This window comes from Robertmurraya mesotrionivorans, assembly GCF_050971805.1.
Taxonomy (GTDB): domain Bacteria; phylum Bacillota; class Bacilli; order Bacillales; family Cytobacillaceae; genus Robertmurraya_A.
In genome coordinates, this window is the sequence record NZ_JBPCCH010000028.1 from 22,096 (window position 1) to 38,541 (window position 16,446).

A 16,446-nucleotide genomic window follows, 5' to 3' on the forward strand; every position below is an offset into this window, starting at 1 on the left:
CCTCCCTAAAGGATAATCAGCCAGATTATGCTTATATTCCCCATTTTCGATCCTATTACGCATTCCCAAACTCCTCTTTATTGGTTTTCTGTTAGTTTGATTACTTTTTCTGTACAACTTTCCATGGCTGAAAGAATGGAGGCACGAAAGCCTGTTTCTTCTAGTGTTGCTACTGCCTCGATGGTAGCACCACCCGGGGTACAAACCTGATCCTTCAATACGCCTGGGTGTAATCCTGTCTCTAAAACCATCTTGGCAGCACCAAGAACTGCTTGAGCAGCCATCCTATAGGCCTTGTCACGTGCAATCCCTTGCTTAACAGCCCCATCTGCTAACGCTTCAATCATCATGTACACATAAGCAGGTGAAGAACCACTAATCGCTGGAACACTGTTCATTAACGACTCCGGAAATACTTCAACCTGCCCTAAAGACTCAAATATATGGGAAACCTGCTCTCTTTCATCGTTTAATACAAGATCATGAAAACACAGCGCTGACATTCCTTCTCTAACAAGGGAAGGAGTATTGGGCATAGCTCTAACTCCCTTTACTGGTCTTCCAAATAATTGTTCTAAGAACTGTAAAGTAATACCTGCAGCAATGGTAACCACTATCGTATTAGAGGATATCACTGTTCTAATTTCCTCAATAACCTCTTTATGTAAATGTGGTTTCACAGCTATTACTATAATATCGGCCCATTTTCCAATATCTTTATTGTTAGTAGTTGTTTGAACGCCAAACAACTCTTTTACCTTAGTTAATGTAGTTTCTGTCTTCGCACTTACCCTAATGAGATTTTTTTCTATATTACTTTTACTAAGTAGTCCTGTTAATATTGCTTGTCCCATTTTTCCACAGCCAATAAATCCAATTTTATTACCCACTATATTCACACCTTTTTATCTATGATTCCTCTTGCTATTATACGTTACTTTCACTTTGACCACTAAAAATAATGTCGATTTTTCTGTTGTTTTGAAACAAAAAACCATCCTGACATTATAGTCAGGATGGTGGTTTCTTCTATTATTAAATAGTAAATGATAGAACAACATTTTGCGGGATTTCTGCTATAACTTGATTATTTTTTTTAATAGTACCACAAGCTGGCATTTCAAAGGAGAATTCTGTTACACCTGGAGGTATGACACCATTCCCTTTTAATTGCTCAAAAACCTTCTCCATTGCTAGTTCTGGCTCAATCTTTTCCTCTGACCCTTCTACAGTAAAGCAATCCACACAAGTATGAATGATCTGTTCAGTTATTTCCTCTTGCACAAACACCATCTTAGCTCCTGCCATCTGTTCAACTTCTTGGTTATTCAGTTCGATTATCGTTGTGATATTCATAAATAATCCCTCCTATAGGTCCACTATTATTATAGAAAATGTAGTGGTAATAGGGTGAATTATTTCCATTCATTCACTATTTTTTCAAATGTTTTTGACAAAAAAATGGCGATTGATAAAATTACTTATTGATTTAAAAATTGAGTCGCCTCTTCTTCCGTAACAAAGAGATGGATAAAAGATCCAAACTTAACAATTTCAAAGATCTCAGAAATAGGTTCTTGTATGTTTGCTACAACCAGTTCTTTCCCCTGCTTTCTTGCTTGCATGACTGCATCAGCAATCACTCCAAGACCTGAACTGTTTATATACCCAACACCCTTTAAACTTAATATTAGTTTATTATTATCAGTCTGAATAAACGATTGTAACTCCTCCCGAAAGAAGTCGGCTGTTTTTAATGTTACATCCTGGTTCCAATCATAGGTGATGATTTCTCTAGCCATTGTCAAAACTCCTTTGAAAAAACTTTTTCATTCAAGCTTTCAACCTCTATTATAAATCAATAACTCGAATCCTCCATTCCCTATCTCTCCTATCTTTCTTCAAACCCAACTCTTCTCCTAGAGGAACTCTCCTAAATTTCCTATTAATAAAATAGCTCATTTTTTGCTTAGATAGGAAACAAATGCTATAAAGAAATTTTTTCATAGTCTCTTCTTCTTATAATTAACAAAAACTCCCATCCGGGAGCTTAGGTGTAAAACTGAAGCTGATAAATAGTTGAAAATAATTGCCTTCGATCCGTGATATTTAATTTTTGGAATATATTTGAGATATGGTTTTTCACGGTGTGTGCACTAATAAAAAGTACATCAGCGATTTCTTGATTGTTATAACCTTTTAACATCCATTGTAGAATTTCATTTTCTCTATTAGTTAGCAGGTTCTTAATGGATTCTGGGACATGCAATGATTGGCCATTTTCAGTTTGTTCCTTATTAGGTTCATGAAATTTAGCCATTCCCATGCTTAATAAATTGGAAAGTATCTCTAAATAGACCTCTAACTCATTTGTAACATTCTCCACTTTCACACATAAAACCGCTTCTACTTGCTGATTAACAAGAATGGGACATTCAATCATTGAACCAAATGAGAAGTTTCTTATGCGGTTATGTGTTTCACCCTGTCCCTGAAACAAACTTTCCGATACATCTTTTTTATATACTTCTAGTTGATTCTTTGTTAACTGATCACCATTAAGACTTTCATACGTCCCGTCCCTCAGTACTACAATCGCAAATGAATCCTTTACTAAATGATCTGTCATATCTAAGATTAAGAACAGCAACTCTCTGACACTCTTCAAACTACTCATTAACTTACTCATATCAATTACTCTAGAGAGCTTTGTTAAATGGTGAAAACCTACTATCTTTAATTGACGTTTCGCCTGATAAACAGCAAACATCCCTCTTATAACATCTATTGTTTGAAGATTTTTACGAGAAATTTTGTCTTTCTGTTCACTAATTAAAATAATGGCTCCTTGTGAATCGAGTTCGTTTTTAACAGGAAAAAAATATACAGACTTAGGCTTGATTTCATAAGCATATAGAAACGAAAGTCGAGGATCGAACTGTATATTTTCAATACTTTGGTAGTCGCCTTTGTCTAGAGCGCTTTGCAATAAATCTGTTATCATATCTAGCTTTAGATTACCAAGCCTCGCTTCATTCTTACCTTTTGAATGTTCCAGTATCCATTGCTCGTTCCGATTTTGTGTAACATAACAAAGCAAATCAATATCCTCTATATTTTCATAAAGCTCCTCAAAAAGACTTGCGATTTGAAGATTTTCTCGATTCATATGTAAAAGTAATTGTTGCAGTGAATGAAAACGTTGTGTTTCGAGTTCTTTTACAAAAAAAGCACTGCAAACGGTAGCCATCTTTTGTAATGTATCTAGTAACACATCTGTTTCATCTATAGTAAGAACTTTAATTACCTTTACTGCTTCTTCCCATTTTCTATCTTTAAAGATAGACATGAGATGTTCCTTACTAATATTCCCCTCTACAAATACTGAGGTTAATATATAACCATAAATCGTTCCGTCTACTTTGACTGGTAGAATTGCTATTTTTAGACCTGTTGCCTCCCCATTATGAAGGAGTAAGTAGGTGATTGGTTTAGTAATAGTAGAAGAAGTAACAACTTGATTAATTTGTTGGCGAAAAGCAATATCCTCATTGATAAACAGGTATTCTGTAACCGGATCAATCCCGGATACGGATGTAAGATACTCTCCTTTCGCACTTACAATAACCAAACCCATCTTCGACAGAGAGACATACGCTTCTTGTACATGTGATAATAGCTCTCTTGTTTTCAATTCTTCGTCACCTCCTGAGATGTTTTTTTATTTATGACGTGACTACTGGTGGGGTACCATTATTCTTCAATTACTTGAATAAAATGTCTTACGACTCTTGCAGTCAAACCCCATATCACTTTATCTTTAAAATAGTAAAAACACTCTTCCATTCTTTTTATTTGCCAATTATAGTCTTTCCCACCAACAATGGAATCATAAGGAAAACCTGGTTCTGGTTCTAACCGAGCATTTACATAATGGATATCAGGTTTCGTCTGTTTAAAAAATGTAAGTGGAACAGTGAAGATATGGTCTACCTCTTTATGATTTACTTGCATATCATTTATTGTATCTATGACTCCAACAAATGGATAAATAATATTGCCGTACGGAGATACGATAAAATCTAGCGGTACAACCTGAGATATACTTCCTTCCTTTAAGCCTAATTCCTCATATGTCTCCCTCATGGCAGTTTCCATATGGTCCTTATCTGTTTCATCATTTTTGCCCCCAGGAAAACAAACCTCACCCGGTTGTCTTCTCAATGAAAAGGCTCGGACCTCAAATACAAGATGTATTTCATTATTTATATATACAAGAGGAAGCAAAACGGAATAGGTAGAGAAGTTCTCACTTCCTAAAACAAAAGGACTTCTTTCCGACAACTTTAATATAATTTTCTCAAGCTCCATCACCCTTCACCTCCAAGTCAAAATCATTTCTATATTATAACGAACTTTTTTCGAACAAGAAATAAGCGTGCTTATTGCAAATATCTACAAAAAATTTTGTTTTAAGGAGGCTTACTTTCGTGATTGATGCTAAAATGATTCTAACTATTCTAACAGAAAGAAGGGATATACATGAAAAAACTAGAGAACAAGCGAATTGTTATTGCAGGTACTAGGAAAACGGATGAAATAAGTAAGATTATTATCAATCAAGGGGGAATTCCCCTTCTTCGACCATCACAAGGTACGACTAGATTGGATGATTCAAACATAGAGGGTGAAATCTCGAAATTACTTGCTGGAAGCTATGATTGGCTTATTTTCACTACAGGTATCGGGCTAACCATTCTTTTAGAAACAGCTGATAAAATGCAAAAAAAGGATGAATTTATTTCTAAGCTTAAAGAAAGTAAGATTGCTGCTAGAGGATATAAGACGGTAAATGTATTAAAAACGCTTGGTATTACTCCTATTGTGAGAGATGACGATGGAAGTACGGCTGGACTGGTACGTTCCCTTTCTACATGTGAGAAATTTGTTAAGGGTACAAGTGTGGCACTTCAACTCCATGGCGACCCTGCCCCACTTCTTATAAAATTTCTTGAGGAAAGCGAAGCCACATTCCATGAAATTCTTCCATATATTCATACACCGCCAAGTGAAGAGGTCATTGATTTATTACTATCAGAAATTATTGAAGGGAGCATTGATGCAGTAAGCTTCACAAGCACACCACAAGTACGATTCTTATTTGCTCATGCGGAAAAAAAGGGACAGACAACTATACTTCTTAATCAATTTGAAAATAACGTTGTGGCTCTAGCTGTTGGAAAAGTCACCGCTCAAGCACTTAAAGAATACGGTGTTAACCGTGTCATTTTCCCAGAAACAGAACGTATGGGAAGCGCAATTATTTGCTTAGCAGACTATTATTCTAAGTAACATACTGTTGCTTGCTCACTACTCCAGCAACTGATATACTTCGAAATAATTATCAGCTTAGGGGTGTGAGGTGAAAAATGGAAGCAATCGTTTATATAAGTCATGGTAGTCGCTCGAATGATTGGAATGAACAATTTATTTCATTTATAACAGAAACGATGAAAGAAAATATTGCTCCTATACAAGCGTATGGTTTTTTTGAACTTGCTACACCATCTATTGGGGAAGCCATAGAATCCTGCATACAAAAGGGAGCAACGACCGTGACTGTCGTACCTGTATTATTATTATCTGGGAATCATGCGTTAATAGATATACCAACCGAAATTGCTGACTCTCAAGCACAATTCCCTACAATACCCATTATGTATGCGAATGTTCTAGGAAGCGATCGTTTGTTTCTACCAGCAATCATGGATAAGCTTCAAGAAAAAGGCTATCAACAAACACAGGATGAACTTGTTTTACTCGTTGCCCATGGAAGTGGTCATGAAGAAACTGCTCAAGAACTTTCACAATTAACAAAGGTGGTTAGAGAAGAATTAGAGAAACCTGTTGAATGGGGATATTTAAGTAGAGATCCGCATTATTTGAAGAAGCTTGAAATGACTTTATTAAAGGAGTATCAAAAGGTTTATATTGTCCCACACTTTCTATCAAAAGGTGGATTCACGGACAAAATCGAGAGACAACTGCATGAAGCCTTTCCTAAAGAAATTGGAAACCAAATTATCTTATGTAATCCAACTGGATACCATGAACTTCTTCATACCATGATTCAAAATCGAGCACGAACACCAAAGAAACCGATCATTAAACAATAAAAGGATAGCGATTAGCTATCCTTTTCATTTTACCGTGTAAAAGTAAGATTAATTACAAACACTTCTGATTGACTCCCCAGTCTGAGTGGCGGACCCCATACACCAAATCCAGATGAGACAAAGGTATGTAATTGTTCCATTTTTTCATACCCATAATCATTTTCGTAAAGAAGATTTGTCACAATACTTGCAGGAAAGAGTTGCCCTTTATGTGTATGTCCTGACAGCATAACATCAATTCCTTGTTTACTAGCTTCTGAAAAGTCAATTGGTTGATGATCAAGCATGATGAGAGGCTTACTTTTATCGAGCCCGATTAGGTATTCCTTTAGCTGTTGTCTACTTTCGTCAGTAGGATCCTTTCTACCAATTAAATATAGGTTTTCCACCTGCACCCATTCATCCATTAAAACCGTTATACCTACCTTTTCCATCTCAGTAAGTATTTCTTTTGAGTCCTCACCATAATAATCATGATTGCCAAGGACAGCGTATACTCCTAGGGGTGCATCAAGCTTTGCCATTACTTCACCCATATTTTGTTTTAAATATGGTTCAATATAATCATCGATTAGATCCCCAGGAATTAATATGATATCGGGATTTTCCTTTTTCGCAATTGAAACTAGCTTTTCTAAATGGTCATTTCCAACAAGAACACCCGCATGGATATCTGAGGCCATTAACACCTTTAATTCTTTTCGATCCCCAGCGGTTTTATCAACCTCGATATCAAAAGTATGTATAATTGGGTTCCATGCAAGAAAGGACCCATATATTAATACAAATAAATAAAATAGTCCAACTACATTACCAGCCCATAATATAGACCTTTTCCCCAAAAAATAGACAAGAAGATTGGTGAGCGGAAGAATAATTAAACTGTATCCAACAACGGCTAACCATAATCCACTTACAATCTTAAATAAATAGATAGGTAACAACTGCCCAGCAAAAACGGACAATGATATACAAATCACAATGAGAATGTAAATTTTCTTCCATTGAAATAGATTTCTTGCTTTTAGCCAAACCCAACCATTATATCCAATGTAAAAACAAATGGCACTATACAAGAGAACAGCCAATACAATGGCACCAATCATTAAAAGCATATTCTATAAATCCTTTCTCATGTAGTTATCTTTCTTTGAAGCATATCAGAAGGATAGATATTTACACCTTGTCGATTAGTTTGTGCAATAGAATACATCGATTGTGCTACCTGTCTTCCTTCGATTGCTTTTACCTTTAATAAAGGACCTACAAATAAAAATGACATCGCTTGAAAAATTGTTGCACCGATTTTCTCTCCCAAGCGAAACTCCTGTCTATTACCAAGCAATAGAGATGGTCGAAGAATTGAAATTGTTTGAAATAGTACGGTTGACAGCTCTTCCTCTAATTTCCCTTTCATTTGCGAATACCATATGTTCGAGTGAGGATTAGCATTCATGCTACTGATTAAAAGAAAATGTTTGGCACCCAATTTCTGTGTTAATCTAGCAAGGGCAAGAGGATAATCAGCATCGATCTTTTTCATCACTTCTTTTGTTTTCGCTTTTTTAATTGTTGTTCCTAAACAACAAAAAACATCATCTACTACCATCTGTTCGGAATATTCTTCAAGATGGTCAAAATCAATAATCACTTCATTAAGTTTTGGATGTTTTATGGAAAGAGGTCTTCTTACAATAGCAGTCACCGTTTCATATTCCTTCGCCTCAAGCAATATATGTAAAAGTTCATTCCCAACAAGTCCTGTAGCACCAGCGATTAATGCTTTTTTCGCTTTCATGATACCGCTCCTTTCTATCGTACCTCTCTATTATCGTAGGAAAAGAAAGCTATTATCAACTTTTAAGCTGTAGAAAAGCCCTCGTAATGGTACGAGGGCTTTGATTTAACCGGACAATTTCCTTACTTGTTGTTCTGGGATACTTGTTTTCATTGCTCTTAAAAACGCATGAACAAGCTCTGGGTCATACAGTGAATTCATTTGGCTATGAATTTCAAACAGTGCTTTTTCAGTTGGAATACCTTTTTTATACACTCGTTCTTCTGTCATAGCCGAGAAAGAGTCAACGATTCCTAATAAACGAGCGTTCAATGGAATTTCCTTTTCTTTTAGTCTATGGGGATAACCAGAGCCATTCCATCTTTCATGATGATAAAGGACTCCCTCTAATATTTCTTTTTTTAATGGGAAATCTCCATGTCTTTGCAATTTTTCTACACCTAAGATTGGATGCTGTTTAATAATAGTATATTCCTCTTCTGTTAATCGACTAGCCTTCCTAAGAATACTCTGCGGAATATCTAATTTACCTATATCATGGAGCAAGGCTGTTAAATAGAGCTTTTCCCGTTCCTTCTCACTGACACCTAGCTCTTTAGCAAGTAAAATAGCATAATGAGCCACACGATTAGAATGCTCCCAAGTGTGAGTATCCTTTGAATGCAATAAATTGATATATTCCTGGACTGGGTCTTTTACTATGACCGCTTCCATTATTTTTTCACTCACATCAACCGTGCGTGTTTCTTCTTCTTTATAAGATTCTACTCGGTTCCTACCATTTCTCTTGGCAATATAAAGTGCTTTATCGGCATACTCTAACAGTTGTTTTGCCGAAGCCTCTTCTGAAGGTATGATGGATGCAACCCCAAGACTAGCAGTAATCATTGGAGACACCTTAGATTTTTCATGCTCGATTTGTAAAGAGAGAATTCCTTTTCTAATCTCTTTAGCAATAGTGGTTGCCTCTAATAATCCAGTCTCGGGAAGTAGTATAACAAATTCTTCTCCGCCATATCTTGCACCAAAGTCCGTTGTCCGCGGCAATTCACGAACCATCAACCTGGCAACCTTTTTCAAGCAGTCATCCCCTTGTTGATGACCATAATGATCATTAAAAAGCTTAAAGTGGTCAACATCTAATAAAATGGCGGACAACGGAGATGATGTTTGTGCCCTACATCCTTTATCCCACTCAAAAGCAAGGCGCTCATCAAATGAACGACGATTATTTATCCCTGTCAATCCATCAACAGAAGATAGCTTTAGCAATAAGTCATTGGCCTCAACCAGTTTCTGTTCAGCTAGCTTACGTTTCGTTATATTACTTTGTATCGTGACAAATTGATGGACTTCTCCTTCCTCACTCAATAGAGGAACAATCACGGAATCAACCCAATAATAATTTCCATTTTTTGATTTATTGCGTAACTCTCCACGCCAAACTTCTTTTCTATTTAACGTTTCCCACATCATTTGATAAAAACTCTGTGGATGATAACCAGAGTTTAGAAGCTGCTGTGGTTTTCCTATAAGCTCCTCTTTTGTATAACCTGAAATGCTACAAAATAAATCATTAACCTTTAAGATAACTCCCGTCGGATCGGTAACCATTACAACAACAGATTCATCCATAGCAAATTTAATATCTTCTAATTCCTTTAGAGTTTTGCTCAGTACTTGTTCTGACTTATGGCGTTCTGTAATATCTGTCATTGTTCCAAATGTACCTAATAAGTTCCCATCACTGTCATAGGAAAATGAAATATTCAACTCCATCCAAAGTACGTCATGCTTTTTGGTGTAAAATTTAATTTCTAAACGGGTCCGCGCTTGTTTTTCATCTATCAACTTACTGATTTTTTTGATGTTCCTTGTTCTTTCTTCGGGAACAACATAATAAAGATAGTGTTTGTTTAAACTATCCTCCACCTTATATAAGGTTATCTCTTCCCAGGCAGCATTTAGGAAAACAATCTTTCCCTCCCGATTCGTTTGGAAAATCACCTCTCTTACACTTTCTACTACGGTTTGAAATTTTTGTTTTGTTAGTGAAAGTTCACTCTGTTTAAGAAGGATTTCATCATGCTGTTCGGAAAGTTTTTGATTCTTCCTTTCAAGCTCAGTATATGCAACTCTTGATCGATGCACATGTAAGATTAAGTACATGGTAAAAGTACCTGTTAATGCACTTAGCATGGCAAAAATCCAAAAGGGTGTTGAATCCTGCTTTGCATATCTATAATAATCGAAGAAGTAGCTTAAAATGGTTACTAATGTAATGGAATAAATCCATCTGTTCCATATATTATCAATCTTTCTATTAAGAATAGAAAGTAAGAACCACATTCCTACTAAAAAATATACTGAGGGCTCAGCGATAATTGCCCATCCTAATTTTATAGACAATCCCCCAAAAACAATGATCATCGCTCCGATTAGTGATGCTCCTCCACCGAATAATCCAATGATAAGAAAAGGTAGATGATAGAAAGATAAATCCACTTCCCGCGCTCCACCAGGTACAAACATCCATAGGAGTAGAGAAAATACACCTGCCAACCCACCAGCAATCATTTTATGAGGAATTGGAGAATTTAGTGTAAGAATGTTTTTACTTAATTGGGCTGAAATAAAAAAATACGCTACTACAATTACTCCATCGAGAATTAAGTGATAAGGCATAAGCTGTTCCTCCTAAAAGTCAAACGAGACTTACTATTTATATCGGATGATTTTGTTGGTTTTTGATGATTTTTGTCGATAATGATGAATTATTAAGTTTAGATGCTCAATGCTGTGATTGTACATCTAGGATTTCAAAGAAATGTCAAAAGGAAAGCTCCTGCTAACGAGCTTTCCTTTCTTTTTCTTCTATAAGTCTTCTCCATTGCTAGCAATAACTTTTTTATACCAATCAAAGCTTTTCTTTTTATATCGTTTGTTTGAGCCTTTTCCTTCACTGTCTCGGTCGACATAAATAAATCCGTAACGTTTTTTCAACTCTGCTGTTGACGCACTAACTAAATCAATTGGCCCCCAAGAGGTATAGCCCATAATTTCGACGCCATCACCAATTGCTTTTTTCATTTCTTGAATATGTGCCTTCAGATAGTCAATTCGATAATCATCGTTAACCTTCCCATCCTCCTCAAGCTTGTCTACAGCACCAAGACCATTCTCAACAATAAACAGAGGCTTTTGATAGCGATCATATAATTGGTTACAAACGGTTCGAAGTCCAACAGGATCAATTTGCCATCCCCACTCGGAAGATTGTAAATATGGATTTTTCACGCCTGCCATTAAGTTACCTGCAGTTTTCTCATTTTGATGTTCAGGAGCGGTACTTGCTACGAAAGACATGTAATAGCTAAAACCAATATAATCCACCGTATTCTCTTGGAGAAGTTCAAGGTCACCTTGCTCCATTTGAATAGTAATCCTCTTTTCCTCTAAATCATTCATCATATAGGTAGGGTAATACCCTCTTGATTGTACGTCAGAGAAAACCAATGTTTTTCTATCCTGAGATAAAGCTGCAAACATATCCTCCGGCTTTGGACTATAAGGGTACGTAAGCATAGAAGCGATCATACAGCCAATTTGAGCAGTCGGATCAATATCGTGACCAATTTTCACAGCTAATGCACTTGCCACAAATTGATGATGTGCAGCTTGATAAAGATCCTGCTCATTCCTCTCACCATTTTCAAATAATAATCCTCCACCAGTAAAAGGGGCATGAAAAAGAACATTGATTTCATTAAAAGTCATGTAATACCTTACTCTACCTTTAAAGCGGGTAAATAAGGTTCGAGCAAAGTTCTCATAAAAACCAATTAATTTTCTATTTTTCCATCCACCGTAATTTTTCACAAGGCTAAGAGGCATCTCATAATGTGATATCGTTATCACGGGTTCAATATTATACTTTAACAATTCGTCGATCATCTGATCGTAAAATTGAAGCCCTTTTTCATTTGGCTCTGTTTCGTCCCCATTCGGAAAGATGCGCGTCCATGCAATCGAAAAACGGAACGCTTTAAAGCCCATTTCTGCAAATAAGGCGATATCTTCCTTATACTTGTGATAAAAATCTATTCCCTCATGATAAAGATTAAAATCCTTCATTGAAAAATCAGGTGGAAACATAATCCCTTTTGGAGACACATCAGCTGTTGATAGACCCTTTCCATCCTCTTGGTAAGCACCTTCAAGTTGATTAGCCGCGACAGCGCCACCCCATAAAAATCCATCTGGAAACTTTGTATTCTTTGAATTCAATCCATTCACCTCAAATAATTAATTTTCATATCACTTACGGTTTAGTTCGATTAATTGATCCCCTGATTTGATTTGTGTTTGTTTGGTTTTCACTAACGTGTACTCAGCATGGTTAGTTACTACTATAGGTGTAGTCACACTTAAGCCCTCTGCTTTAATACTTTGAATATCAAACTCAATTAATAGTTGCCCTTTTTCTACATGGGAATCCATCGATACATGAGATGTAAAATATTTCCCTCCAAGTTCAACAGTATCCATGCCAATATGAATTAAAATTTCTACTCCATCATCTGTAGTAATACCGATAGCATGATTAGTAGGGAATAAAGCAGTTACTCTTCCAGAAACCGGGGCAACTAACCTTCCTTCTGACGGTTCAATTGCCACACCATCTCCAAGAGCTCCAGAAGCAAAGGCTACATCTTTAATGTTAGAAAGAGGTAGAACTTCTCCACTAAGCGGACTGAAAATAGTTACTTGTTTAGTTTGAGATCCTCCTGTTTGTGAAGTACTTGTTTGACTATCTTTTTTCTGATTAGATGCATTTTTTTCAACTGCTGAATCTTGTCCTTTTCCTAAGCCAAATAAATAAGTCAAGATAAAACCAAGCGCAAAAGCAACAACAATGGAGATAATTAATCCCCAAATAGCAAGAGTGGCTCCCCCTTTAGGATTAATGTGAGATGGAATTCCAAAGATACCCAAACCACCAATCATATAAAGCTTAACACCGGTTGCTCCTATGATTCCTCCACCTACGGCAGCTGCGATACAGCTAATAATGAAAGGTTTCTTCAAAGGCAAGGTGATACCATAAATAGCTGGTTCAGTTACGCCGAAAATACCTGAAATAAAGGCGGGAATACTCAAAGATTTTAACTTTTGCTGTTTTGTTTTTAACCATACACCTAAAACTGCTCCAATTTGGGCAAAGGAAGCGGCAAAGGTAGTTGCTAGTATTGGGTCTGAACCGAGTGTAGTCAGATTGTTAATGGCGATAGGAACAAGTCCCCAGTGAAGTCCAAAAATAACAAATACTTGCCATAAGCCACCTACGAAAATACCAGCAAGGATTGGACTTAAATTGTAGATAAATAAAGTAGCCTGTCCTAATAAATTCCCTGCCCAAGTAGCGACTGGTCCAATTACGATAAATGTGATTGGCACAACAATTAATAATGTAAAGAATGGAACTAAGAATGCTTTTACAACATCAGGAATAACTTTCCTTAACCCTTTCTCGACCATTGCTCCAAACCATGCCGCTAATATAATGGGGATAACAGAGGAAGCATAACTCATTAATATAACAGGAACACCTAGGAAGGTAATAAAAACAGGTGATTGGAACATTGATCCTGTAAATAAAGTAAATAATGGCTCTCCCCCTGTAAGGGTAGTTAGAGTAGGATAAACTAACGAGGCACCAATAGCCATTCCAATAAATGTGCTACCACCAAACTTCTTAATTGCCGTATATCCTAAAAAGATAGGGAAGTAATAAAACAAGGAATCTCCAATTGCATTTAATATTTGATAGGTACCTGAAGTAGCGTCAATCCATCCGAAAGTAACAAAAAGAGCATTAAACCCTTTGATCATCCCAGTTGCAGCTAACACTCCAAGGATTGGTGTGAAGATGCTCGCGATTATATCAATGAAACGGGCAAATACTCCACCCTTTTCTCCTCCCCCATCTTCTTCCACAGGAGATTGATTTTGGAACCCTCCTATCTCAACAACCGTTTTATATACATCGGGCACATGGTTTCCAATGACCACTTGATACTGCCCACCGCTTTTCATCACGGTAATGACGCCTTCCATATTCTTTAACGCATCGGTATTTGCTTTTCCCTCGTCTTTTAGCTTAAAGCGCAATCGTGTAATACAATGCACCACACTATTAACGTTTTCTTTCCCGCCAACATTTTCGATAATGTCTTTGGCCAATTGCTCGTACTTAATAAGGATCCCTTCTTTCTATTTAAAAAATAATTTAATGAACACAACCTCCTTTGATATTTTGTTCAAATGGAAATAGCTTATACGAGTACCCATATTTTGCATTTGTTTGCTAAATAAAAAACCAGCCACATGGCTGGTTTTATGCAAATTGTTTATTTTCTTCTTTCTTGAAGAAGCTTTTCATCGCATGGAACACATCGGATTTCTGTTTGAGGATATAGTATCTGAAGTCTTCGTGTTTGATGTTTTTATACGCGGACATTAGGGTCGAGTGGCGGTTGTATTGATTTACTTCTCCGTATCCAAACATATTGGACACTTTCATTAATTCCTCTACCAACTTCACACAACGTGCGTTATCAGAGGTTAAGTTATCTCCATCTGAGAAATGGAATGGGTAGATATTAAATTTTGCAGGATCGTATTTTGTTTCAATAAGTTCTAATGATTTGCGGTAAGCAGATGAACAAATCGTTCCTCCGCTTTCTCCTTTAGAAAAGAAGTCCTCTTCAGAAACGACCTTTGCTTCAGTATGATGAGCAATAAACTCGATCTCTACTGTTTCGTACTTTGTTCGTAAAAATCTTGTCATCCAGAAGAAAAAGCTTCGAGCCATATACTTTTCCCAAAGGCCCATTGAACCACTTGTATCCATCATTGCTAACACAACTGCCTTGGAATCAGGCTTAATAATCTCATTCCAGGTTTTAAATTTCAAATCTTCTCTATAAATAGGATGAAAGCTGGCCTTGCCTGTCATTGCATTTCTTTTATAAGCGGTCATCATCGTTCTTTTCTTATCAATGTTCCCCATCAAACCTGTTTTACGGATATCATTAAACTCAATATCCTCTACAACGTTTTCGGACTTTTCCTTCTTTTTTAAATTAGGCAGTTCCAACTCCTTAAACAGTGCTTCCTCAATGTCCATTAAAGACACTTCTGCTTCAAAATAGTCTTCTCCCGCCTGATCTCCTGCTCCTTGCCCTTTTCCAGGTCCCTTTTGATTTGCGGATCCATCTCTAGCTACAACATCACCAACTTGGCTTTCTCCATCTCCCTGGCCCACATGTTTGTTTTTATCATAATTATAACGAATTTTGTATTCATCCAGTGAGCGGATCGGGATTTTCACCACTTCTCGACCATTGGACATAACAATATTTTCCTCTGTTACTAGGTCTGGTAAATTGTTACGGATCGCTTCCTGAACCTTCTCCTGATGCCTCTGTTGGTCGTCATAGCCTTTCCGGTGGAGGGACCAGTCTTCTTGCGAAATCACAAATTGATGATTATTTACATCTGCCATAGTTTTAACCCTCCTAATTTTTTTGTCACCATTTTCACAAAACGCTCATACAATATCCCGAGTGTAAAATGGAGTGGGAAACGTTGATTACTCTATCATATGCAGGAGGTCGTAATAATTTACAAATAATTTTGACAATGAGACATTTGCCCATATTGATGGACAAGCCTATTTATTGCTATTCAAGTACATTAGAGGCTCTCATCATCCTAAAAATTCACTGTAAGATGATCTGACGGATTATATGAGTAGCTCTCCTAACTCCCCAATGTAAAACTTAGTACTATAAATATTATTTCGGGAAAGAAAATATGTTTGTCTTTAATGGGAAAAGAAAAAGAGCTAGTCTTTTAACTAGCTCAATATTTCTTGAAGGATTCTATCAATTGACGCATGGTCCTCTGGCGAGGAATCTATATGCTTCCATACTACTTCTCCGTTTTCATTAAAAATCCAAGATCCTCCCTGAATATAGATGTCCTGCGTTTTTAATGCCTCTTTTACGACTTTCTTTTGATTTTCTTCATCGGCAATAAACGCTTTAGATCCACCTGTTACAAAAGCTTTCCTAGCCTTCATTAGAAGCTTCCACTTCTGCATGGACTCATGTCCCATGCTTTTATACAGTGCTCTCGCAGGGTCACCATATATATCAAATGGAAATGGACCGAATGCATCAATAAACGGTTCGAGCAAGGCTCTGCCTGACGGTGTAATAACAATTACTTGTGCACCATTTGAAGTCAAATGACTATAATGCTCACGCAACTGCGTGAGGAATTCTCTGCATACGGGTCAGCCAGGATGACGGACAAAAACAACTAAACTCTTTTTCCCATGAATGATTTGTTGAAATTCTTCATCTTCTGAATAAGGCTTTTCTAATACAAAATTCATGCTTCACC

The 16,446-nt window shown here is 36.7% G+C and carries 14 protein-coding genes; 2 read left to right on the top strand and 12 right to left on the bottom strand.

Annotated elements, in window-relative coordinates; genetic code table 11:
• Positions 1 to 77: 77 nt before the first annotated feature.
• From proC to ACRX5O_RS23105, 5 genes are all read right to left on the bottom strand, one after another.
• Entirely contained in the window at positions 78 to 890 is an 813-nt protein-coding gene (gene proC, locus ACRX5O_RS23085; RefSeq protein ID WP_433908095.1) for a pyrroline-5-carboxylate reductase, read from the bottom strand.
• A 145-nt stretch (positions 891 to 1,035) separates the two neighbouring features.
• The gene (locus ACRX5O_RS23090) at positions 1,036 to 1,356 is read right to left on the bottom strand and encodes a hypothetical protein (RefSeq protein WP_433908096.1); all 321 of its coding nucleotides are present in this window, start codon (positions 1,354 to 1,356) and stop codon (positions 1,036 to 1,038) included.
• A gap of 125 nt (positions 1,357 to 1,481) precedes the next feature.
• The gene (locus ACRX5O_RS23095; protein WP_433908097.1) at positions 1,482 to 1,802 is read right to left on the bottom strand and encodes an STAS domain-containing protein; all 321 of its coding nucleotides are present in this window, start codon (positions 1,800 to 1,802) and stop codon (positions 1,482 to 1,484) included.
• A 248-nt stretch (positions 1,803 to 2,050) separates the two neighbouring features.
• Complete coding sequence (locus ACRX5O_RS23100; RefSeq protein WP_433908098.1) at positions 2,051 to 3,694, bottom strand: response regulator transcription factor; 1,644 nt, start codon at positions 3,692 to 3,694, stop codon at positions 2,051 to 2,053.
• A 59-nt stretch (positions 3,695 to 3,753) separates the two neighbouring features.
• Positions 3,754 to 4,371, bottom strand: a complete 618-nt coding sequence (locus ACRX5O_RS23105) for an NUDIX hydrolase (protein ID WP_433908099.1) — start codon at positions 4,369 to 4,371, stop codon at positions 3,754 to 3,756.
• A 171-nt stretch (positions 4,372 to 4,542) separates the two neighbouring features.
• On the opposite strand from ACRX5O_RS23105, the gene ACRX5O_RS23110 reads away from it, so the two are divergent.
• Positions 4,543 to 5,352, top strand: coding sequence for a uroporphyrinogen-III synthase (locus ACRX5O_RS23110; protein WP_433908100.1), 810 nt, complete (start codon positions 4,543 to 4,545; stop codon positions 5,350 to 5,352).
• Between the two features lie 77 nt (positions 5,353 to 5,429).
• A complete protein-coding gene (locus tag ACRX5O_RS23115; protein ID WP_433908101.1) occupies positions 5,430 to 6,176 on the top strand; it encodes a sirohydrochlorin chelatase in 747 nt (248 codons plus the stop codon).
• Positions 6,177 to 6,205: 29 nt separating this feature from the next.
• Here the strand turns inward: ACRX5O_RS23115 and ACRX5O_RS23120 are convergent, their stop codons facing one another.
• The 7 genes from ACRX5O_RS23120 to ACRX5O_RS23150 all read right to left on the bottom strand — a co-directional run bounded on the left by ACRX5O_RS23120 (position 6,206) and on the right by ACRX5O_RS23150 (position 16,309).
• Positions 6,206 to 7,291, bottom strand: coding sequence for a metallophosphoesterase (locus ACRX5O_RS23120; protein ID WP_433908102.1), 1,086 nt, complete (start codon positions 7,289 to 7,291; stop codon positions 6,206 to 6,208).
• A 17-nt stretch (positions 7,292 to 7,308) separates the two neighbouring features.
• Positions 7,309 to 7,974, bottom strand: coding sequence for an NAD(P)H-binding protein (locus ACRX5O_RS23125; RefSeq protein ID WP_433908103.1), 666 nt, complete (start codon positions 7,972 to 7,974; stop codon positions 7,309 to 7,311).
• A 105-nt stretch (positions 7,975 to 8,079) separates the two neighbouring features.
• Positions 8,080 to 10,659 carry a diguanylate cyclase gene (locus ACRX5O_RS23130; protein WP_433908104.1) on the bottom strand — a complete coding sequence of 860 codons (2,580 nt, stop codon included), beginning with the start codon at positions 10,657 to 10,659 and terminating at the stop codon, positions 8,080 to 8,082.
• 189 nt (positions 10,660 to 10,848) lie between these two features.
• Positions 10,849 to 12,261 (bottom strand): aryl-phospho-beta-d-glucosidase, encoded by a 1,413-nt coding sequence (gene bglH, locus ACRX5O_RS23135; protein WP_433908105.1) that lies wholly within the window; start codon positions 12,259 to 12,261, stop codon positions 10,849 to 10,851.
• 30 nt (positions 12,262 to 12,291) lie between these two features.
• Positions 12,292 to 14,232: a beta-glucoside-specific PTS transporter subunit IIABC gene (locus tag ACRX5O_RS23140; protein WP_433908116.1), complete on the bottom strand. Its 1,941-nt coding sequence runs from the start codon at positions 14,230 to 14,232 to the stop codon at positions 12,292 to 12,294.
• A 139-nt stretch (positions 14,233 to 14,371) separates the two neighbouring features.
• Positions 14,372 to 15,541, bottom strand: a complete 1,170-nt coding sequence (gene yhbH, locus ACRX5O_RS23145; RefSeq protein WP_430776910.1) for a sporulation protein YhbH — start codon at positions 15,539 to 15,541, stop codon at positions 14,372 to 14,374.
• A gap of 354 nt (positions 15,542 to 15,895) precedes the next feature.
• Entirely contained in the window at positions 15,896 to 16,309 is a 414-nt protein-coding gene (locus ACRX5O_RS23150; RefSeq protein WP_433908106.1) for a peroxiredoxin-like family protein, read from the bottom strand.
• Positions 16,310 to 16,446: the final 137 nt, after the last annotated feature.